The 17,389-nt window shown below is 65.5% G+C and carries 19 protein-coding genes and 1 tRNA gene; 14 read left to right on the forward strand and 6 right to left on the reverse strand.

The features are described 5' to 3' along the window. Positions 1–36 precede the first annotated feature (36 nt). The 7 genes from J7I79_RS12930 (at position 37) to J7I79_RS12960 (ending at position 6,286) form a co-directional block, all read left to right on the forward strand. On the forward strand, positions 37–771 hold the full coding sequence (locus J7I79_RS12930) for a permease (RefSeq protein WP_214953734.1): 735 nt from the start codon (positions 37–39) through the stop codon (positions 769–771). A gap of 167 nt (positions 772–938) precedes the next feature. Continuing rightward, positions 939–1,553: an FABP family protein gene (locus tag J7I79_RS12935; RefSeq protein WP_214953736.1), complete on the forward strand. Its 615-nt coding sequence runs from the start codon at positions 939–941 to the stop codon at positions 1,551–1,553. Positions 1,554–1,662: 109 nt separating this feature from the next. Beyond that, positions 1,663–2,397, forward strand: a complete 735-nt coding sequence (locus J7I79_RS12940) for a flavodoxin family protein (RefSeq protein ID WP_214953737.1) — start codon at positions 1,663–1,665, stop codon at positions 2,395–2,397. A gap of 81 nt (positions 2,398–2,478) precedes the next feature. Next, on the forward strand, positions 2,479–3,564 hold the full coding sequence (locus J7I79_RS12945; protein ID WP_214953740.1) for a folate-binding protein YgfZ: 1,086 nt from the start codon (positions 2,479–2,481) through the stop codon (positions 3,562–3,564). Further along, complete coding sequence (locus tag J7I79_RS12950) at positions 3,561–3,983, forward strand: ankyrin repeat domain-containing protein (protein ID WP_214953741.1); 423 nt, start codon at positions 3,561–3,563, stop codon at positions 3,981–3,983. The genes J7I79_RS12945 and J7I79_RS12950 overlap by 4 nt, the downstream gene beginning before the upstream one ends. Positions 3,984–4,161: 178 nt before the next feature. Further along, complete coding sequence (locus J7I79_RS12955; protein ID WP_214953743.1) at positions 4,162–4,725, forward strand: PadR family transcriptional regulator; 564 nt, start codon at positions 4,162–4,164, stop codon at positions 4,723–4,725. 34 nt (positions 4,726–4,759) lie between these two features. Next, positions 4,760–6,286 carry a DHA2 family efflux MFS transporter permease subunit gene (locus J7I79_RS12960; RefSeq protein WP_214953746.1) on the forward strand — a complete coding sequence of 509 codons (1,527 nt, stop codon included), beginning with the start codon at positions 4,760–4,762 and terminating at the stop codon, positions 6,284–6,286. A 51-nt stretch (positions 6,287–6,337) separates the two neighbouring features. Here J7I79_RS12960 and J7I79_RS12965 read toward each other — a convergent pair whose 3' ends face one another. From J7I79_RS12965 to J7I79_RS12985, 5 genes are all read right to left on the reverse strand, one after another. Continuing rightward, positions 6,338–7,096 carry a GNAT family N-acetyltransferase gene (locus tag J7I79_RS12965; protein ID WP_214953748.1) on the reverse strand — a complete coding sequence of 253 codons (759 nt, stop codon included), beginning with the start codon at positions 7,094–7,096 and terminating at the stop codon, positions 6,338–6,340. A gap of 104 nt (positions 7,097–7,200) precedes the next feature. Further along, positions 7,201–8,226, reverse strand: a complete 1,026-nt coding sequence (locus J7I79_RS12970; protein ID WP_214953750.1) for a 6-phosphofructokinase — start codon at positions 8,224–8,226, stop codon at positions 7,201–7,203. Between the two features lie 171 nt (positions 8,227–8,397). Next, positions 8,398–8,655 carry a PspC domain-containing protein gene (locus J7I79_RS12975; protein ID WP_214953752.1) on the reverse strand — a complete coding sequence of 86 codons (258 nt, stop codon included), beginning with the start codon at positions 8,653–8,655 and terminating at the stop codon, positions 8,398–8,400. A 3-nt stretch (positions 8,656–8,658) separates the two neighbouring features. Continuing rightward, positions 8,659–8,961 carry a hypothetical protein gene (locus J7I79_RS12980; protein WP_214953754.1) on the reverse strand — a complete coding sequence of 101 codons (303 nt, stop codon included), beginning with the start codon at positions 8,959–8,961 and terminating at the stop codon, positions 8,659–8,661. A gap of 1 nt (position 8,962) precedes the next feature. After that, positions 8,963–10,651, reverse strand: coding sequence for a PspC domain-containing protein (locus tag J7I79_RS12985; RefSeq protein WP_214953756.1), 1,689 nt, complete (start codon positions 10,649–10,651; stop codon positions 8,963–8,965). A gap of 124 nt (positions 10,652–10,775) precedes the next feature. Here J7I79_RS12985 and J7I79_RS12990 point away from each other — a divergent pair, with 124 nt between their 5' ends. Together J7I79_RS12990 and J7I79_RS12995 are read left to right on the forward strand one after the other, a co-directional pair. Further along, positions 10,776–12,239, forward strand: coding sequence for an ATP-binding protein (locus J7I79_RS12990; protein ID WP_214953757.1), 1,464 nt, complete (start codon positions 10,776–10,778; stop codon positions 12,237–12,239). 50 nt (positions 12,240–12,289) lie between these two features. Continuing rightward, positions 12,290–12,922 (forward strand): response regulator transcription factor, encoded by a 633-nt coding sequence (locus J7I79_RS12995; protein ID WP_104172392.1) that lies wholly within the window; start codon positions 12,290–12,292, stop codon positions 12,920–12,922. A 104-nt stretch (positions 12,923–13,026) separates the two neighbouring features. On the opposite strand, the gene J7I79_RS13000 is transcribed toward J7I79_RS12995, so the two are convergent. Then, positions 13,027–14,244 carry a pyridoxal phosphate-dependent aminotransferase gene (locus J7I79_RS13000; protein WP_214953759.1) on the reverse strand — a complete coding sequence of 406 codons (1,218 nt, stop codon included), beginning with the start codon at positions 14,242–14,244 and terminating at the stop codon, positions 13,027–13,029. A gap of 275 nt (positions 14,245–14,519) precedes the next feature. Between J7I79_RS13000 and J7I79_RS13005 the strand changes: the two genes are divergently transcribed. From J7I79_RS13005 to rplA, 5 genes are all read left to right on the forward strand, one after another. Then, positions 14,520–14,592 (forward strand) — tRNA-Trp (locus J7I79_RS13005). 80 nt (positions 14,593–14,672) lie between these two features. Next, positions 14,673–14,957 carry a preprotein translocase subunit SecE gene (gene secE, locus J7I79_RS13010; RefSeq protein ID WP_214953761.1) on the forward strand — a complete coding sequence of 95 codons (285 nt, stop codon included), beginning with the start codon at positions 14,673–14,675 and terminating at the stop codon, positions 14,955–14,957. A gap of 116 nt (positions 14,958–15,073) precedes the next feature. After that, positions 15,074–15,913 (forward strand): transcription termination/antitermination protein NusG, encoded by an 840-nt coding sequence (nusG, locus tag J7I79_RS13015; protein WP_214953763.1) that lies wholly within the window; start codon positions 15,074–15,076, stop codon positions 15,911–15,913. Positions 15,914–16,044: 131 nt separating this feature from the next. Next, positions 16,045–16,476 carry a 50S ribosomal protein L11 gene (rplK, locus tag J7I79_RS13020; RefSeq protein WP_024365990.1) on the forward strand — a complete coding sequence of 144 codons (432 nt, stop codon included), beginning with the start codon at positions 16,045–16,047 and terminating at the stop codon, positions 16,474–16,476. Between the two features lie 186 nt (positions 16,477–16,662). Continuing rightward, positions 16,663–17,370: a 50S ribosomal protein L1 gene (rplA, locus tag J7I79_RS13025; RefSeq protein ID WP_214953765.1), complete on the forward strand. Its 708-nt coding sequence runs from the start codon at positions 16,663–16,665 to the stop codon at positions 17,368–17,370. The last annotated feature ends 19 nt before the right edge of the window (positions 17,371–17,389 follow it).

Genomic DNA, 17,389 nt, shown 5'->3' on the forward strand with positions numbered 1-17,389 from the left:
GAGATGACGTCAGCAGAGAGTGAGCGCGGGTAAACAGTGAAGCCGTGGACCATCGGAACCATCGGGCTGGCCGGGCTTGCTGTATTTGTCGGCGGGGCGTACACCTCGCCGGAAGTCCTGCTCGGCGTTGCCATTCTGGTGGCATTGGCCGTCGGAATCGGCTGGCCCCATTTCCTGGGCATTCCCGCCAAGAAGACCCTTGCCGCAATCATCGGGCTCCCTGGTGCGGGCTCAGCCGTGGCTGCCACTTACGTCCCGGCACCGGGTTTCCTTGACTGGACGCCGGCCTTTATCGCCGCAGGTGTCATGGCTGTGTTCCTAATGCAGCTGATGCGGGGCACCGGCCAGGCCCAGCGGCTGGAGTCGACACTGGGCTCGAGCGCCGGAGTGCTGCTGTCCTGTCTCGGCGCAGGGTGGATCGCGGCGTCGAGGTTCAACGGAGTCAAGGAAATGCTGCTCGTGGCCGGCATCAGTGCGGCGTTTGCCTTACTGGCAGGCCTCATCCGCTGGCCTGACCGGATCGTGGCGCCCCTGGGCATTGTGCTGGCGGGCCTGACGGCGCCGCTTGCCGGCCTGATCTTCTCGAACATCGCCGTAATACCCGCCGCCGTGGTGGGAGTTGTGGTGGGTGCGGTTCTGGTCAGCCTGCGCAGGCTGGTTATACTCCGCGGGGACGCAATTAACATTCCTGCCGCCCTCGGCATGGGACTTGCGCCCGTGGCTGCGGTGGGTTCGCTCGCCTACTTCATAGACAAACTACTCATCTACTAACGCGTTAGGATGGCATCATGTCCGTACTTGCATTTGAGATTTTCTTCCTTGTCCTGCTTGGCATTGCCAGCCTTTCCATGGCCTGGTTCGCGGGTTTTGTGGTTTACCGCCTGTTCAAGGGCCAGAAGTAATACCAGCCCAGCTGGTTATCTGCAGAGGTAGTTACTGTGCCGATTGAAATTCCTACAGACCTCACTCCCGAGCTCGTCCCGTTATCCTGGCTCATTGGTGAGTGGGAGGGCAGCGGACGGCTGGGAGCCGGCGAGGAGGATTCCGAGCACTTCTTCCAGCGGGTGTCCTTCACGCACAACGGCCTGCCGTACCTCCAGTACCGCGCCGAGAGTTGGCTCACTGACGACGAAGGCACCAAGCTGCGGCCACTGACGGTCGAGACCGGCTTCTGGGCGCTGGAGCGGAAGCAGCGTGAGGAAGACGGCGGGCCCGGCCTGATTCCGGCGGACATCGTTCCCGTCCTGAAGAGCGCCGACGAAGTCGAGGCATTGCGCAACAGCGACGGCGGCTTCGGCATCTCAGTTTCCATTTCGCATCCCGGCGGGATCTCCGAGCTGTACTACGGGCAGATCAAGGGCCCCCAAATCCAGCTGAGCACCGACATGGTGATGCGGGGCAGCCACTCGAAGGAGTACACGGCGGCCACCCGGATTTTCGGCCTGGTGGAGGGAAAGCTTCTCTGGCGCTGGGACGTTGCCGCCGGAAAGGGTGCCACACCGGGCGGCGGACTGGAAGCCCACGCTTCGGCCATCCTGAGCAAGGCATCGTAGATCCAAGCGCCGCAGAGCAAGGCATACTAGGCGCATCAGGCCGGTCCAAACAGCTGGCCGCAGGTCTCACTGATTTTTGTTGTCCGCAACGAGTGCAGGGAGCAAGACCGTGAACAGCCAGCAGCCAGGCCCGGGGAAGAGCGCAAACTACGGCGACCTCAAAGCCGTTTTCTTCAACGGCACCCTCAAGAAATCTCCGGAGACCAGCAACACAGAGGGCCTGATTGAGGTCAGCCGCCTGATCATGGAGAAGCAGGGCGTCACCACCCGCGTGATCCGGACCGTCGACCACGACATCGCCAGCGGGGTGTACCCGGACATGCGCGAGCACGGCTGGGCCACCGACGAATGGCCGGAACTGTACCCTGCGGTCAAGGAAGCGGACATCGTGGTGGTGGCCGGACCTATCTGGCTCGGCGACAACTCCTCCCAGACAAAAAAGCTGATCGAACGCCTTTACGCGCACTCCGGGCAACTGAATGAGCAAGGCCAATGGGCCTTCTATCCCAAGGTGGGCGGCTGCCTTATTACCGGCAACGAAGACGGCATCAAGCATTGCTCGATGAACGTCCTGTACAGCCTCCAGCACGTCGGCTTCACCATTCCGCCGCAGGCTGATGCAGGGTGGATCGGGCCGGTAGGGCCGGGCCCGAGCTACCTGGACGAGGGGTCCGGGGGTCCGGAGAGCGACTTCACCAACCGCAACACAACGTTCATGACGTGGAACCTGCTGCACTTCGCGCGGATGCTCAAGGACGCCGGCGGGATTCCTCCCTACGGCAATCTGCCGGAGGAATGGAAGGCCGGTACCCGGTTCGACTTCGAAAACCCCGAGTACCGCTAAACCGCCGCCCGCGCCAACGACTGCCGGGAGCCGGGCTTGCCGGTGCCGGAATACCTGCCCACTTAAGGATGTTCCCTTCATATGACTACCAAGAGCCCCCTGTTGTCGCGCCCTGGCGCCGTCGAGGCCGGCGGTGCGGACTCCGGCGTCGCGTCGCATTACGGTGAGCCGCTGCGGGAGCAGCGGGCGCTGGCAGCCGGAACCGCCGTCGTCGACCTTTCCCACCGTGGTGTGGTCACCGTCTCCGGTCCGGACCGCTTGAGCTGGCTCAACACGCTCTCTTCCCAGCAGGTCACCAACCTTGCCCCGGGCGAATCCAGCGAACTGCTGCTGCTCAGCATCCACGGCCGCATCGAGTTCGACGCGCGGGTGGTTGACGACGGCGGGACCACCTGGCTGATTGTGGAGGCCGCCGAAGCAGCGCCGCTGGCCGAGTGGCTGAACCGGATGAAGTTCATGCTCCGCGTCGAAATCGCGGATGCTTCCGACGAGTGGGCGGTCCTGGGGACCACCCGGCGGGTGGAGGAATGGTCCGGCCTGAAAGTGTGGGAAGACCCCTGGCCGCATGTGGGTGCAGGCGGCTACGCCTACTCCGTGGTCGGGGAAGAATCGCACCCGGGCATGGAGCGGCCCTGGTTCGAATACCTGGTCCCGTCCGCGGAACTCGAGGCGACCGTGGGTGACCGGCCGCTGGCCGGCGCCTGGGCAGCGGAAGCGCTCCGCGTCGCCGCGTGGCGCCCCCGTCTTGGCGCCGAAACCGATGACAAGACCATCCCGCATGAACTGGACCTCCTGCGCACCGCGGTGCACATGGCGAAGGGGTGCTACAAGGGCCAGGAGACGATCGCCCGCGTGCACAACCTGGGCCACCCGCCGCGCCGCCTGGTCTTCCTCCAGTTGGACGGCTCCCAGCACACCCTTCCCGCTGTCGGGAGCGAAGTGCGGCTGGGGGAGCGCAAGGTGGGAACAGTGACCTCTGTGGTTCAGCACTACGAAATGGGTCCTGTGGCACTGGCAGTCATAAAGCGTTCAGTCTCCCCGGATGAAATACTGACGGTCGTAGACGGCGATGAACCATACACGGCCGCGCAGGAAGTCATTGTGGCTCCCGACGCGGGCCAGGTGGTGGGCCGCCAGACCGGCTTCCTGAAGGGAACACACCGATGACAGACAATGCAGGGGACAACACCGCCTTGGGGCACAACACAGGACCCGACGACGACACCCTCGCCCTGGCCCATGCGCTCTTTGACGCGGCACGGCAGGGCGACGCTGCACTGCTGGGCAGCTACCTTGATGCCGGGGCGCCGGCCAACATGACCAATGCGTCGGGGGACTCCCTGCTGATGCTGGCGGCGTACCACGGCCACGCCCCCGCGGTTCAGCTTCTCCTGCGGCACGGTGCGGACGCCAACGCTGTCAACGACCGCGGGCAGACGCCCCTCGCCGGGGCAGCCTTCAAGGGGTACACGGACGTGGCAGAGGCGCTGCTGGGCGCCGGGGCCGACCCCGACGCCGGGACGCCCTCGGCACGTGCGGCGGCAGAGATGTTTGCCCGGACCGAAATCCAGGCCCTGTTGGGCTGAACGCACTGCCTTGCGGGTAAGTCGCCGCGCGGCGGCGGCACCGCCTCAAAGCCCGTGGGTCGCCGGACCCGCGGGCTTTCTTGCGCCCTAATATTCCATGTGGAATAGTTGAAGCGGAATAATGGCGGTTTGCCGCCGAACAACACTGCGCTGTCGGATTACAGGGGGGACCGGAATCATGCCACGATCCGCTCCGCTGACGCCGCTCGGCATCTCGGCCCTCTCACTCCTGGTGGAGGAGCCGATGCATCCGTACGAGATGTACCAGCTCCTGATGGCCAGGCATGAAGACCGGCTGGTCAAGGTGCGCCCCGGTACGCTCTACCACGCGGTCGGCCGGCTGGAGGAACGTGGGCTGGTGGAAACGGCCGGCACCGACCGGGAGGGCAATCGGCCGGAACGGACGACGTACCGGATCACGCCCGCGGGGCGGGAGGCCCTGACGGCGCGCCTGCAGGACATGCTTGCCGAGCCGGTCAACGAATATCCGTCGTTCCCGCTGGGTATCGCCGAGGCCTACAACCTTCCCGCCGCCCTCGTTGTGGAACTCCTGGACCGCAGGCTGGCGCTGCTGCAGGAACAACTCGAGTTCCTGCAAAGAGGGGAGGCGGCTGTCCTGAAGAAGGACGTGGCACGCAAGTACTGGATCGACCTCGAGTACCAACAGACCATGCTGGGGTCCGAAATGGGCTGGATACGCAGCCTGCAGGACCAGCTCCGCTCCGGGGAAATCCCGTGGTAGCGGAACACACCACAACCACACCCGAAGGATTCACATGGAAAACGTAGCTAGGCCGTGGCCGGCCCTTTGGTCCCTGGTGATCGGCTTCTTCATGATCCTGATCGACACCACCATTGTCTCGGTCGCCAACCCCCGGATCATGGAAGGACTGAACGCCGACATCAATTCCGTCATCTGGGTGACCAGCGCCTACCTGCTGGCCTACGCCGTGCCGCTGCTGATCACCGGCAGGCTGGGCGACAGGTTCGGACCCAAGAAGCTCTACCTGACGGGCCTTGTGGTCTTTACCCTCGCGTCCCTGTGGTGCGGCCTGTCCGGCGACGTCCAGACGCTGATCCTGGCCCGAGTGGTCCAGGGCTTTGGTGCTGCGATCATGACACCCCAGACCATGGCGGTCATCACGCGGATCTTCCCGCCGGACCGGCGGGGCGCGGCCATGGGCATCTGGGGCGCGACAGCCGGCGTCGCCACCCTGGTGGGACCGATCCTCGGCGGTGTCCTGGTGGACGGCCTGGGCTGGGAGTGGATCTTCTTCATCAACGTGCCCGTCGGCATAGCTGGCTTCATCCTGGCCCTGCGCTTTGTTCCGTCGCTGACCACGCACCCGCACAAGTTCGACATCCCCGGCGTGCTGCTCAGCGCCGTCGGGCTCTTCCTGCTCGTGTTCGGCATCCAGGAAGGCGAGACGTACAACTGGGGCACCATCAGCGGTCCCATCACCGTCTGGGGCCTGATCATCGCCGGCCTTGCGGTGCTGGTGGGGTTCGTCCTGTGGCAGCGTTTCAACAAGGGCGAGCCGCTCCTGCCGCTCTCGCTGTTCAAGGACCGCAACTTTTCGCTTGCCAACATGGGAATCACCACGGTGGGCTTCACGGTGACGGCCTTCGGCCTCCCGCTGATCTTCTACTACCAGGTGGTCCGCGGGCTGACTCCCACGCAGTCGGCCCTGATGATGATCCCGATGGCGCTGATTTCAGGCGGCCTCGCGCCGGTGGTTGGCAAGATCATCGACCGCGTGAACCCGAAATACATCACCGCCGGCGGCCTGGCGCTGATGGCCGTGGCGCTGTTCTGGAATTCAGCGCTGATGCACCCGGACACGCCGATCTGGCTCTTCCTGCTGCCCAGCGCCGTGCTCGGCTTCGCCAACGCGGGCATCTGGGCGCCGCTGAGCTCCACTGCCACGCGCAACCTGCCGCCCCGGCAGGCCGGGGCAGGCGCCGGGGTCTACAACACCACCCGGCAGATCGGCGCCGTGCTGGGCAGCGCGGCCATTGCCGTCCTGATGCAGGCGCGGCTGGCTGAGGAGCTTCCGGCGGCGGCCGGCGGTGCCTCGGGGGAGGCCGGCCGGAGTTTCGGCGGCCAGCTTCCGGAGGCCCTGCACGAAGGATTCTCGACGGCGATGGGACAGTCCATCATGTTGCCGGCGGCAGTGATAGTGCTTGGTGCGGCCGTGGCGTTGTTCTTCGCAAAGCCCAAGCCGGTGGAAAACTGGGGCGGCTCCGCGGCCCCGGCATCGGACACCGCGGCGGCCAAATCAGCGCAGGCCAAGTCCGTCTAAGCCTGCACGGCTGAACCTGTTGGGCTGAACCCGTTGGGCCGGCCGGGCCGGTCAGCCCAACCGGACCATGGTGTGGATGCCGCCCGTGGCGAATCCGAGGCTGCGTGCGATTGCGAGGGCGCCCTTGTTGCTGACGTCAGAACGCCACTGCAGGGTGAGCCCCGCCGCCAGCGCCTCATGGGCCGCGATAGACGCGGCCAGCGAGCCGAGTCCCCGGCGGCGCCAGTCAGGGTCAACGAGAACCCCCATATGGGCGAGGATGCCTTCCCACTCGGTATAGGCGCCGCAGGCCACCGGAATCTTGCGGCCGTTGTCATCGCGCATGATGGTGTAGCGGTGGTCGAGGTCGGACAACCCGACCTCGTTGACGTCGTCGGGCGGACACATGCCTTCCAGCTCAATGGCTTCGGGGTTTCCGTGCGAGACCGTGAGTTCCTCCGCCGGCTGGAGCAGCGGGAGATCGTCCGCGAAGAGGAGGGCGGCCGCGCCCTGCCCGTGTCCGCCGTGCGGACGTGTGATGGTCAAAAGGGTTACGTGCTGGGCGAGCTCCTCATCAGGAATGCCCTCAGCGGCGTCCAGGGCCCACTGCGGTCCTACGAGGGCCGAGGCGCCGAAGAGGCGCACAAAATCAACTGACTTCCGGGATTCGTCCGAGCGGGTGATCCGGGCAGCGCCCGCAGGCGAGGCGGCCCCCGCGGCGGCGGCATCGGCGTCGAGCTTCCGGGACTCGGCGAACACTCCGTCATCGAGGCCCAGGCGGCGGGCCCAGGCCAGCTGGATGATGTCTGCGGAACCGGCGTCGAGAGTCATGCCTCAACCCTACCCAGCGGGGACCCGACCCGGCGGAGGGAAGCGCGAACAGACACTTGGGGCCCTCCGGAGAGGCCCCAAGTGTCCGTTCGCGCCAAAGCGGCCTAGCCGAAGAGGACGGCGGCCTCGTCGTAGCGGTCCTGCGGGACACACTTGAGGTTGCCCAGGGCGGCGTCGAAGCCCACGTGGACGATGTCGGTGCCGTGGAGCGACACCATGGTGCCCCAGCGCTGGTCCACCACGGAGTCGATGGCGGCCATGCCCAAGCGCGTTGCCAGGACACGGTCGAACGCCGACGGGACGCCGCCGCGCTGGATGTGGCCAAGGACGGTTGCGCGGGTCTCGATGCCGGTCCGCGCCTCGAGTTCCGGGGCCAGCATCTCCGCGATGCCGCCCAGGCGCGGGCGGCCGAAGGTGTCCAGTCCGCGCTCGGAGTGCGGCGTTTCCTGGCCCTCGGGCACAAAGCCCTCGGCCACAACCACCAGGGGTGCACGGCCACGGTCGTGGGCTTCCTGCACCCACTCGGTGATCTGGTCCATGGAGGCCTTCTGCTCCGGGATGAGGATTGCGTGGGCGCCCGAGGCCATGCCGGCGTGCAGCGCGATCCAGCCCACGTGACGGCCCATGACCTCGGCGATCATGCAGCGGTGGTGCGATTCGCCCGTGGTGCGGAGGCGGTCGATGGCCTCGGTGGCGATCTGGACGGCGGTATCGAAGCCGAAGGTGTAGTCCGTGGCGTCAAGGTCGTTGTCCACGGTCTTGGGAACACCGACGATCTTCAGGCCGGCGTCGGTCAGCCGCTTGGCTGCGGCCAGCGTTCCTTCGCCGCCGATGGCGATGATCGCATCAATGCCGAGCCGGTCCATGTGGCCCTTGATGACCTCGGGGCCGCCGCCATTTTCAAACGGGTTGGTCCGCGACGTTCCAAGGATGGTGCCGCCCTGCTTCGCGATGCCGCGGACCATGGTGCGGGGAATGTCAATCACATCGCCCTCGACGACGCCGCGCCAGCCGTCAAGGAATCCTACGAATTCGTGGCCGTGGATGGCGATCCCCTTGAGGACGGCGCCGCGGATGACGGCGTTCAGTCCGGGGCAGTCGCCGCCGCTGGTGAGAATTCCAATTTTCATGTCTCGGCTCAAATCCTGGTGAGAGAGTGTACAGGCAGAGCGCCACGCTGAGCTCACCCTAGATTCTAGTGCTGAGTGTGGGTTACGACACAAACTGGTTACAAACTGCCTCGTTCCATGGCAGACGAAAGGCCCCCGCTCCGGGGAGCGGGGGCCTGCGGGACCAAGCGGTCAGGATCCGTTGATTGATCGTTTGTCCAGGAATGACTGGAGGATGATGGCGTTCCGCTGGTCCGGGAGGATCAGCCACGCCGCCAGGTAGAACACGAAGGCCGGACCCGGCAGGAGGCTCAGGAGCAGGAACGCGATCCGGACGAAGGCGACGTCCACATTGAGTTTGGCTGCGATGCCCCCGCACACGCCTCCCAGCCACCGCTGCGGTCCGCGCTTCAGGCCGAAGCCCCTGACGATGCTGAAGAACTTATCCATGCCTCAAGACTTCCCTGTTGTGGGTTGTTTGTCACGTCCGCGGGCGGACAGGAGCCCGCCCACTACCAGGGCGGCGCCGGCGCCGATCATCAGGCCGATGAGCACGTAGGTTCCATTCAGTGCCACGATGCCGAGCTGGCCGATGATGATCAGCACTGCCAGGGCGAGGACGATAAGGCCCCAGACCACTGTGCCCACCCGGGCGGGTGAGGGTCCGCCGTGCCTTGCTCCTGAGCTGTGTGCCGGTTCTGCGGGTGAAGCCTTTGCCTGCGGCACGGTGTCCGGAGCAGGTTCGTAGCTGCTCATGTCAGTTCCCTTCCTGGATGGTGATGTTGCTCATAGTGCCGTCGATCTCAAGGACGAGGGCGGCGCCCGGCTTGTCGGTGTTGTAGTTGCTCTGCTGGTTCGTCATGCCCCCGCGGTTCTGCGAACCGTCATTGAGGTTCCCCAGGGTCATGTCCGCCCGGATTTCCACGGGAACCGTGTCCGGGATGATCACCGTCAGGTTGCTGGCCGTGACGTCCATGGGAATTACGACGTCGGTGCCCAGCGGCGGTGTGAGGCTCAGCTGCGTCAGGTCAGCGGTTCCGGTGCCGCCGGTGATGTCAAAGCCTTCCTTTGCCTGCTCGATGCTGGCAGGGTTCCAGTTGGCGTTCTGGAAACGGAACCGGTCACCGTTGGGCACCACGTTGAAGATGCCGCCGATGATGAGTGCCACTACGGCAAAGAATCCGAGGATTCCCGAGGTCCTGCCCCTGAGGCCCGCGATCAGGATGCCGAGGCCCAGGACGGCGGCACCGCCTGCCCACACCACCGCGTTCGTGGCGTCACCCAGGTTGGTGATGTTGAGGGCTTCAAGGGCCTTGATGCCGCCGCCCACCAGGAGGGCAAGGCCGGCCGTCACCGCGACAGCCGGGGCGCCCGGGCCCATGTTCGGAGCCTTTGGCGCGGGAGCGGACGGACCGCCGTAGCCGCCATACGGCTGGTTGGGGCCATAAGGAGGATTCGCTCCCGAGGGCCCAAAATTGCCGGGCGCGGGGGTGTTTGGATCCGCGTAGGGGCCGTAACCGCGTGAGCCGGGAGCGCCGCCGTCGTAAGAGCCGTCGCCGTAGGAGGCACTGGCGTAAGGGCCCGCGTAGGGGCCGGCCGCATACGGCGCGCCTGCCGCCGGGGACGGTGTGCCGGCCGGCGACGTGGCTGCGAAGGCGGTTCCGCCGGCTGCTGCGCCGGCTGCGGCGCTGGTGTTCATGATGGGCGCTCCGTTTCGGGTCTTGTCGCGCTGCGAGAGGTAGTAGACGAGGTAGATGGCCCCTGCGATCCAGAAGGCCGTCCAGAGGAAGCCGCCGAAGCCGTTACGCTCCCAGCCCCAGAATCCGCCGCCCAGGCTGGGAAAGCCGATCACCGTGGTGATGAGAGCGCCGGTCATGCCGGTAGACCATCGGCCAGCGCCTGCTTCCTGGACGTGGATGCGGCCGTCTGGTTCGGGTAGGAGTGCCCAGGCAACGCCGTACAGCAGCACGCCGATGCCGGCGAAAATCGAGAGGACAATGAAGACGCCGCGCACGATCAGCGGATCGACGCCCAGCCGGTGTGCGATGCCGCTGGCGACGCCGCCGATCCAGCGGTCCGGCCCGCGCTGGATCCCGTGTCCCCGGACCCAGTTGAAGAAGTTCTGGGGTTGGGACTGCGGGTGTCCGTAGGGGCCGTTGGCGGACTGGGCGTCCGGGAATTGCGGATTCGGGTAGAGCGGCGGTGCGGGCAAGGGGCCGTCCGCAGCGGGGCCGGGCTCCGAGGGGGAACCGGTTGAACGCGGTGCGTCGGGGCCGGCGGGCGGACCGTCCTGTGCCGCGTAGGAGCTGTCCGGGGCTGAAGCGGTGCCGTCGTCGCTTGAGGAGGCGCGGTCGTCGGATGTGCCTTGCGCTGAGTCGGCGGAACCGGAATCGGGACGGCCCGACGGCAGCGGATCTTCATCTGGGTGTGCATTGTGCGAGTTCATACTTCGATCCTGCCGTCCGCAGCGGCCGCGCTCTATTGGGGAACACCCTGAGCTTCCCCTGAGTGACCCCAGGTTCATGCCGAGATCAGGCGTGACGAACCCTGATCCGTGTTTGGATTGACACATGACAACGGCCATCTCCCGCCCTCCGCTTGTCCGCAGCAGCGACCGCGTTATCGCTGGCGTCTGCGCGGGCCTCGCCGCACATCTGGGCTGGCCGGTGCGGATGGTCCGGATCGGCATGGTGGTGGCCGCGCTCGCGGGTGGGGCAGGGCTGGCTTTTTACGCGTGGCTCTGGATCATGGTCCCCACAGCGGACGAGAACGCGAAGCGGAACGCGCGTCGCCCGGCGTCGCCCATTGCCCCGGCCGTCAGTGCACCGGGGCTGCCGGTGCAGGCGGGCTTTGTTGCCGCACCATTCGCTGCAGCGCCATTTCCGGCCGGAGTCACCTACCCCCACGCGCCAGGGTCACCCGGCACGCCAACCGTGCCCGGCACGCCGGGGCAGGGCTCCCCGGCGCAGGGCTCGCCGGCATGGCAGCCGGGCCCGGCGCCCGCGTCCGGTCCTGCCCGGGGGACGGCCGGTTCGCCATGGTTCCGTTTCCGGCGCATGCCGTACGGCAAGGAAATCCTGCTGGGCGCCGGCCTCTTGCTGGCAGGTGGAATCCTGACCGCACGGATGCTGGGGGTCGACGTTCCGCTGGGCACCCTGATCCCCGCCGCTGCCATCCTTGGCGGGGCTGCCATCGCCTGGATGCAGCTGGATGAAACCCGCAGGGCCGGGCTCCTCGACAAAACCAAGGCGGACCAGGCTGGCGGCTGGGCCCGGCTCGGCGCAGGGCTTGCCCTGGTGGTCGCCGGCGTGCTGGTGATGGTGTCCGGCTCGGGCTCCTGGGAGCAGACCTGGCTGGCACTCCTGGCTTCCGTTGCCGTCCTCGGCGGGGTGGCCCTGGTGCTGCTCCCGTGGGGCCTGAAGTTCTGGCGGGACCTTGAAGCGGAACGTGCGGGCAGGGTCCGGGCCACGGAGCGGGCCGAGATTGCAGCGCACCTGCACGACTCCGTCCTGCAGACTCTCGCACTGATCCAGCGACGCGCCGGCAACGAGCACGACGTCGTGCGGCTGGCCCGCGCGCAGGAGCGGGAGCTGCGGGGCTGGCTGTACCGGGACCCCGGCAAAGAGGCCGGGCAGCTTTCGGAGCGCATCAAGGCTGCCGCGGCGGAAGTCGAGGACTCCCTGGGGAACGCCGTGGACGTGGTCAGCGTGGGGGACACCGCCATGACCGAGCGGCACGAAGCCGTGGTGCAGGCCAGCCGTGAAGCCATGGTGAACGCATCCCGCCACGGCGGCGGCACCGTGTCGGTCTACCTGGAGGTTGCCGACGGCGGTGTGGAAATTTTCGTCAAGGACCGCGGGCCCGGCTTCGACCCGCAGTCGGTTCCTGCCGACCGCATGGGGGTCCGGGAATCGATCATCGGGCGGATGAAACGCCACGGCGGCACAGCCGTCATCAGCAGCAGTGCGGACGGTACCGAAGTGCGGCTCAGGCTGCCTTCGGACGCCGCGGACAACGGAGAGGGAAAGTCGTGAACAACATCGACACAGCGGGCGCGCATGCAGGAGGTGTTCCAGTTATCCGCGTGGTCATCGTGGACGACCACGCCATCTTCCGGTCGGGACTCAAAGCCGACCTGGACGCCCGGGTCACCGTCGTAGGCGAAGCCGGAACAGTGGAGCAGGCCATCGCCGTCATCGCACAGACTCGGCCCGAGGTGGTGCTGCTGGACGTGCACCTGCCCGGGGGCCTGGGCGGGGGAGGGCGGGAAGTGATCGCCGGCTCGGCGGCCCTGCTGTCCAGCATCCGGTTCCTCGCCCTGAGCGTCTCGGACGCCGCGGAAGACGTCGTTTCGGTCATCCGCGCCGGGGCCCGGGGATATGTCACCAAAAGCATCTCCGGCACCGAAATCACCGACGCAGTGCTGCGGGTTGCCGGCGGAGATGCCGTCTTTTCGCCGCGGCTGGCCGGGTTCGTCCTGGACGCGTTCGGCACCGCTCCGGCGGATATCGCCGACGACGAACTGGACCGGCTCTCCGCCCGTGAGCTGGAGGTCATGCGGCTAATCGCAAGGGGCTACAGCTACAAGGAAGTGGCCAAGGAGCTCTTCATCTCCATCAAGACCGTGGAAACCCACGTCTCCGCCGTGCTCCGCAAACTCCAGCTTTCCAGCCGGCATGAACTGACCAAATGGGCGGCCGAGCGCCGGCTCCTCTAGCCGGCCCCAGACGCTCTCTCACATCCTGCCGCTTAAACCCAAACGCTCTCTCACCAGGTGAGAGAGCGTTTGGGTTTTTTGCAGCGAAAAGTGCGGGAGCGTGCCTACTTGGCCTTGCCGAGGAAGCCCTGCAGCCGGGCCACACCGGTGGCGAGGTCATCGTCGCCCAGTGCGTAGGAGAGACGCAGGTAGCCGGAGGGGCCAAAAGCCTCGCCCGGAACAACCGCAACTTCAACCTCGTCCAGGATGAGCGCCGCCAGCTCGGCGGAAGTCTCCGGGCGGACGGTTCCGTTCGCCGTCTCAAACTCCTTGCCCAGCAGTCCGCGGACGTCCGCGTAGACGTAGAAGGCTCCCGTCGGCGTCGGGCATTCCACGCCGTCGATCGCGTTCAGGCCGGCGACAATCGCCTTGCGGCGCCGGTCGAAGGCCACCTTCATCTCATCCACTGCGGTGAGCGGGCCCGAGACGGCCGCGAGGGCAGCGATCTGCATGATGTTGGAGACGTTGGAGGTGGCGTGCGACTGCAGGTTGGTGGCCGCCTTGATCACGTCCGCCGGACCGATCATCCAGCCCACCCGCCAGCCGGTCATGGCGTAGGTCTTGGCAACGCCGTTGAGGATAACCACCTTGTCGCCGAGTTCAGGCACCGCCGTGGCAATGGAGGTGAAGGGAACGCCGTCGTAGGTCAGGTGTTCGTAGATTTCGTCCGTGACCACCCACAGGCCCTTGGAGGCAGCCCAGAGGCCGATTTCCCGGACCTGTTCGGGCGAGTAGACGGAGCCCGTAGGGTTCGACGGCGAGACGAACAGCAGGATCTTGCTGCGCTCGGTGAGGGCGGCTTCAAGCTGCTCGACTGTGACCAGGTATTCCTGCTCCGGTCCGGCGAACACCTCAACCGGCACGCCGCCGGCCAGGCGGATGGCTTCCGGGTACGTGGTCCAGAACGGGGTGGGGACAATGACTTCGTCGCCCGGATCAACCAGCGTGGCGAAGGTGTTGTACACGGCCTGCTTGCCGCCGTTGGTCACCAAAACCTGGGATGCCTCGGCCTTGTAGCCGGAGTCCCGGAGAGTCTTCGCGGCAATGGCCTGCTTGAGCTCCGGCAGGCCTCCTGCGGGGGAGTAGCGGTGGTACTTCGGCTGGCTGGCGGCCTCAATGGCGGCCTGCACGATGTAGCCCGGCGTCGGGAAGTCGGGTTCCCCGGCGCCGAAGCCGATGACCGGCCGTCCGGCTGCCTTAAGTGCCTTGGCCTTGGCATCAACGGCAAGGGTGGCGGATTCGGCGATAGCGGAAATGCGTTGGGAAACGCGGGCGGCAGGCATGGCGGGGTCCATTCTTCGCTTGCAGCTCGATGGCTGGTTGTGGGTTTCGACGAGATCTACTCTATGCTGTTCAGCGGATCGTTCAGCGTGGCGGCCAGGAATGTGACCGTGTCCCGGTCTGCGGCTCCCGGCAGCGGCAACGAAGGTCCAAAATGAGGCTGGTTCGACGTAAGCGCAGTTGTTGCGTAGACTAGTTCTCCGGTGTTGAAAACACGATGATGGCCTGCGCCCCGTGAAGTTTGCGGGAAGTGTGGTGTGATTGGTTTTCGATCCATAGGGTAGTGGCGCAATTGGTAGCGCAGCGGTCTCCAAAACCGCAGGTTGCAGGTTCGAGTCCTGTCTGCCCTGCGCAAGCGGTTCCGGCGGTGAGCCGGAGCCAGCGCAGCAACCATGGTTCAGTTCAGAACCGGGTATCCGACATTGCGAGGATGAGTGAGGACCAGGTGACCGAAACGGCTGCAAGCAGCTCCAAGGGCCGCCCCGCCAAGAATGCCGCTAAGGCAGGCCTCTTCGCTCGCATCGCACTCTTCGTCCGCCAGGTCATCGGCGAACTGAAGAAGGTCGTAGCACCCACCCGCAAGGAACTGATCAACTACACGCTCGTGGTGCTGGTGTTCGTTGTCATCATGATGCTCATCGTTACCGTCCTGGACCTGGCGTTCGGGACCGGAGTGAGCTGGGTCTTCGGCGGCACGGGCCCCACGGACCGCTAAGGCGATCCGTCCGCAGACTGCGTGGAATGCTCCGGGAAATCCGGAAGCATTCACGGGGTGTGCGGAATTGAGCCATTTAAATAGGCATGTTTAGCAATGAGGAAGCAGGAGGCCAAGTGTCTGAGCAGGAGCTCGAGGTAACTGAGACTGAGCTGGATGATAACCAGGACGCCGTGGCGGTAGCCGGGGAAGAGTCCGAGGTTGAGTCTGCTGCGCCCGATTCCATCGACGATTCCTCTGAAGCCGACGCTGACGCCGACGCTGGCGATGAAGATTCCGACGCCGAAACGGACGAAGCCGGCGCTGACTCCGATGAAGAGGCTGACGCACTGGCCGCCGCGGCCGCCAAGGCTGAGGTTGATCCGGCCGAGGAATTCAAGGCCAAGCTGCGTCGCCAGGAAGGCGACTGGTACGTCATCCACTCCTACGCCGGTTATGAAAACCGCGTCAAGGCCAACCTTGAAACCCGCATCCAGACCCTGGACATGGAAGATTACATCTTCGAAATCCAGGTTCCCATGGAAGAAGTCGTGGAGATCAAGAACGCCCAGCGCAAGGTCATCAACCGCGTCCGCATTCCCGGCTACGTCCTGGTCCGCATGGACCTGACGGATGCCTCGTGGGGCGCCGTTCGCCACACCCCCGGTGTCACCGGCTTCGTGGGCAACGCCCACAACCCCGTGCCGCTGCGTCTGGACGAGGTCTTCTCCATGCTGGCCCCGGTCTTCGAAGAAGAGCAGGCCGAGAAGGGCAAGCCCGTCAAGCACGCGGCCGCCCAGATCGACGTCGACTTTGAAGTGGGCGAGTCCGTCATCGTCAAGGAAGGTCCGTTCGAGACCCTCCCCGCCACGATCTCCGAGATCAAGATCGAGTCCCAGACCCTCGTGGTTCTGGTATCCATCTTCGAACGCGAGACCCCGGTCACCCTGGCGTTCAACCAGGTCTCCAAGATCTAGCAAAACCCACAGAATTCGCTCCGGGGCTGCCCGCTTAGCAGCCCCGAAGCGGCCGGTCGCCTCGCCATGGCGGCCACCAACCTGAGGCACGCTCCTGTGTCCCAGGACGAAATTGAGAGAAGGACCCTACATTGGCTCCCAAGAAGAAGGTCACCGGCCTCATCAAGCTGCAGATCCAGGCAGGTGCCGCTAACCCGGCCCCGCCGATCGGTCCTGCGCTTGGCCAGCACGGTGTCAACATCATGGAATTCTGCAAGGCGTACAACGCTGCGACGGAAGCCCAGCGCGGCAACGTTATTCCTGTTGAAATCACGGTCTACGAAGACCGCTCGTTCACGTTCATCACCAAGACCCCGCCGGCTGCAGAGCTCATCAAAAAGGCTGCAGGCGTCGCCAAGGGCTCACCCACGCCGCACACCGTCAAGGTTGCCAAGCTGACCCAGGCCCAGGTCAACGAGATCGCCACCACCAAGATGGAAGACCTCAACGCCACGAGCCTCGAAGGCGCAGCGAAGATCATCGCCGGCACCGCTCGCTCCATGGGTATCACCGTCGAGGGTTAATTCCCCACCGCTGATGCGGCTTCTGAATTCGGAAAAGTAAGAAACCGATGACGACGCCGGACGGCACCGCCGGGCGACCGGCACCACTGAAACATTGAAATGTCAGGATTCCACACCGGAATGCTCTGACTGTGGCAGGGCCCAGCGCGGTCCGCAGACCACAACTGCACAAGGAGAATAAGCAGCATGGCAAAGCGCAGCAAAGCATATGAGGCAGCCGCCGCCAAGATCGACGCGGAGAAGTTCTACGCGCCGTTCGAGGCAGTGACGCTCGCCAAGGACACCAACCCGTCCAAGTTCGACGCCACCGTTGAGGTCGCTTTCCGCCTGGGTGTAGACCCGCGTAAGGCCGACCAGATGGTCCGCGGCACCGTTAACCTGCCGCACGGCACCGGTAAGGTTGCCCGCGTCCTCGTCTTCGCAACGGGCGACAAGGCCGAAGCAGCAATCGCTGCCGGCGCCGACTTCGTTGGTTCCGATGACCTGATCGAAAAGATCGCAGCCGGCTGGACCGACTTCGACGCCGCCGTCGCCACCCCTGACCTCATGGGCAAGGTTGGCCGCCTCGGTAAGGTCCTGGGTCCGCGTAACCTGATGCCGAACCCGAAGACCGGTACGGTGACCGCTGACGTCGCCAAGGCTGTCAATGACATCAAGGGTGGCAAGATCGACTTCCGCGTCGACAAGCACTCCAACCTGCACTTCATCATCGGCAAGGTTTCGTTTGACGTCCTCAAGCTGGCCGAGAACTACGCAGCAGCACTGGAAGAGGTCCTTCGCCTGAAGCCGTCCGCTTCCAAGGGCCGCTACATCCAGAAGGCCACCGTGGCTACCACGTTCGGCCCGGGCATCTCGGTTGACCCCAACGTCACCAAGGTCCTGACCGAGGTCTAATACTTACCAGGCTCGTAGG

Origin of the sequence: Arthrobacter sp. ISL-69 (genome assembly GCF_018613775.1) — a bacterium.
Taxonomy (GTDB): domain Bacteria; phylum Actinomycetota; class Actinomycetes; order Actinomycetales; family Micrococcaceae; genus Arthrobacter.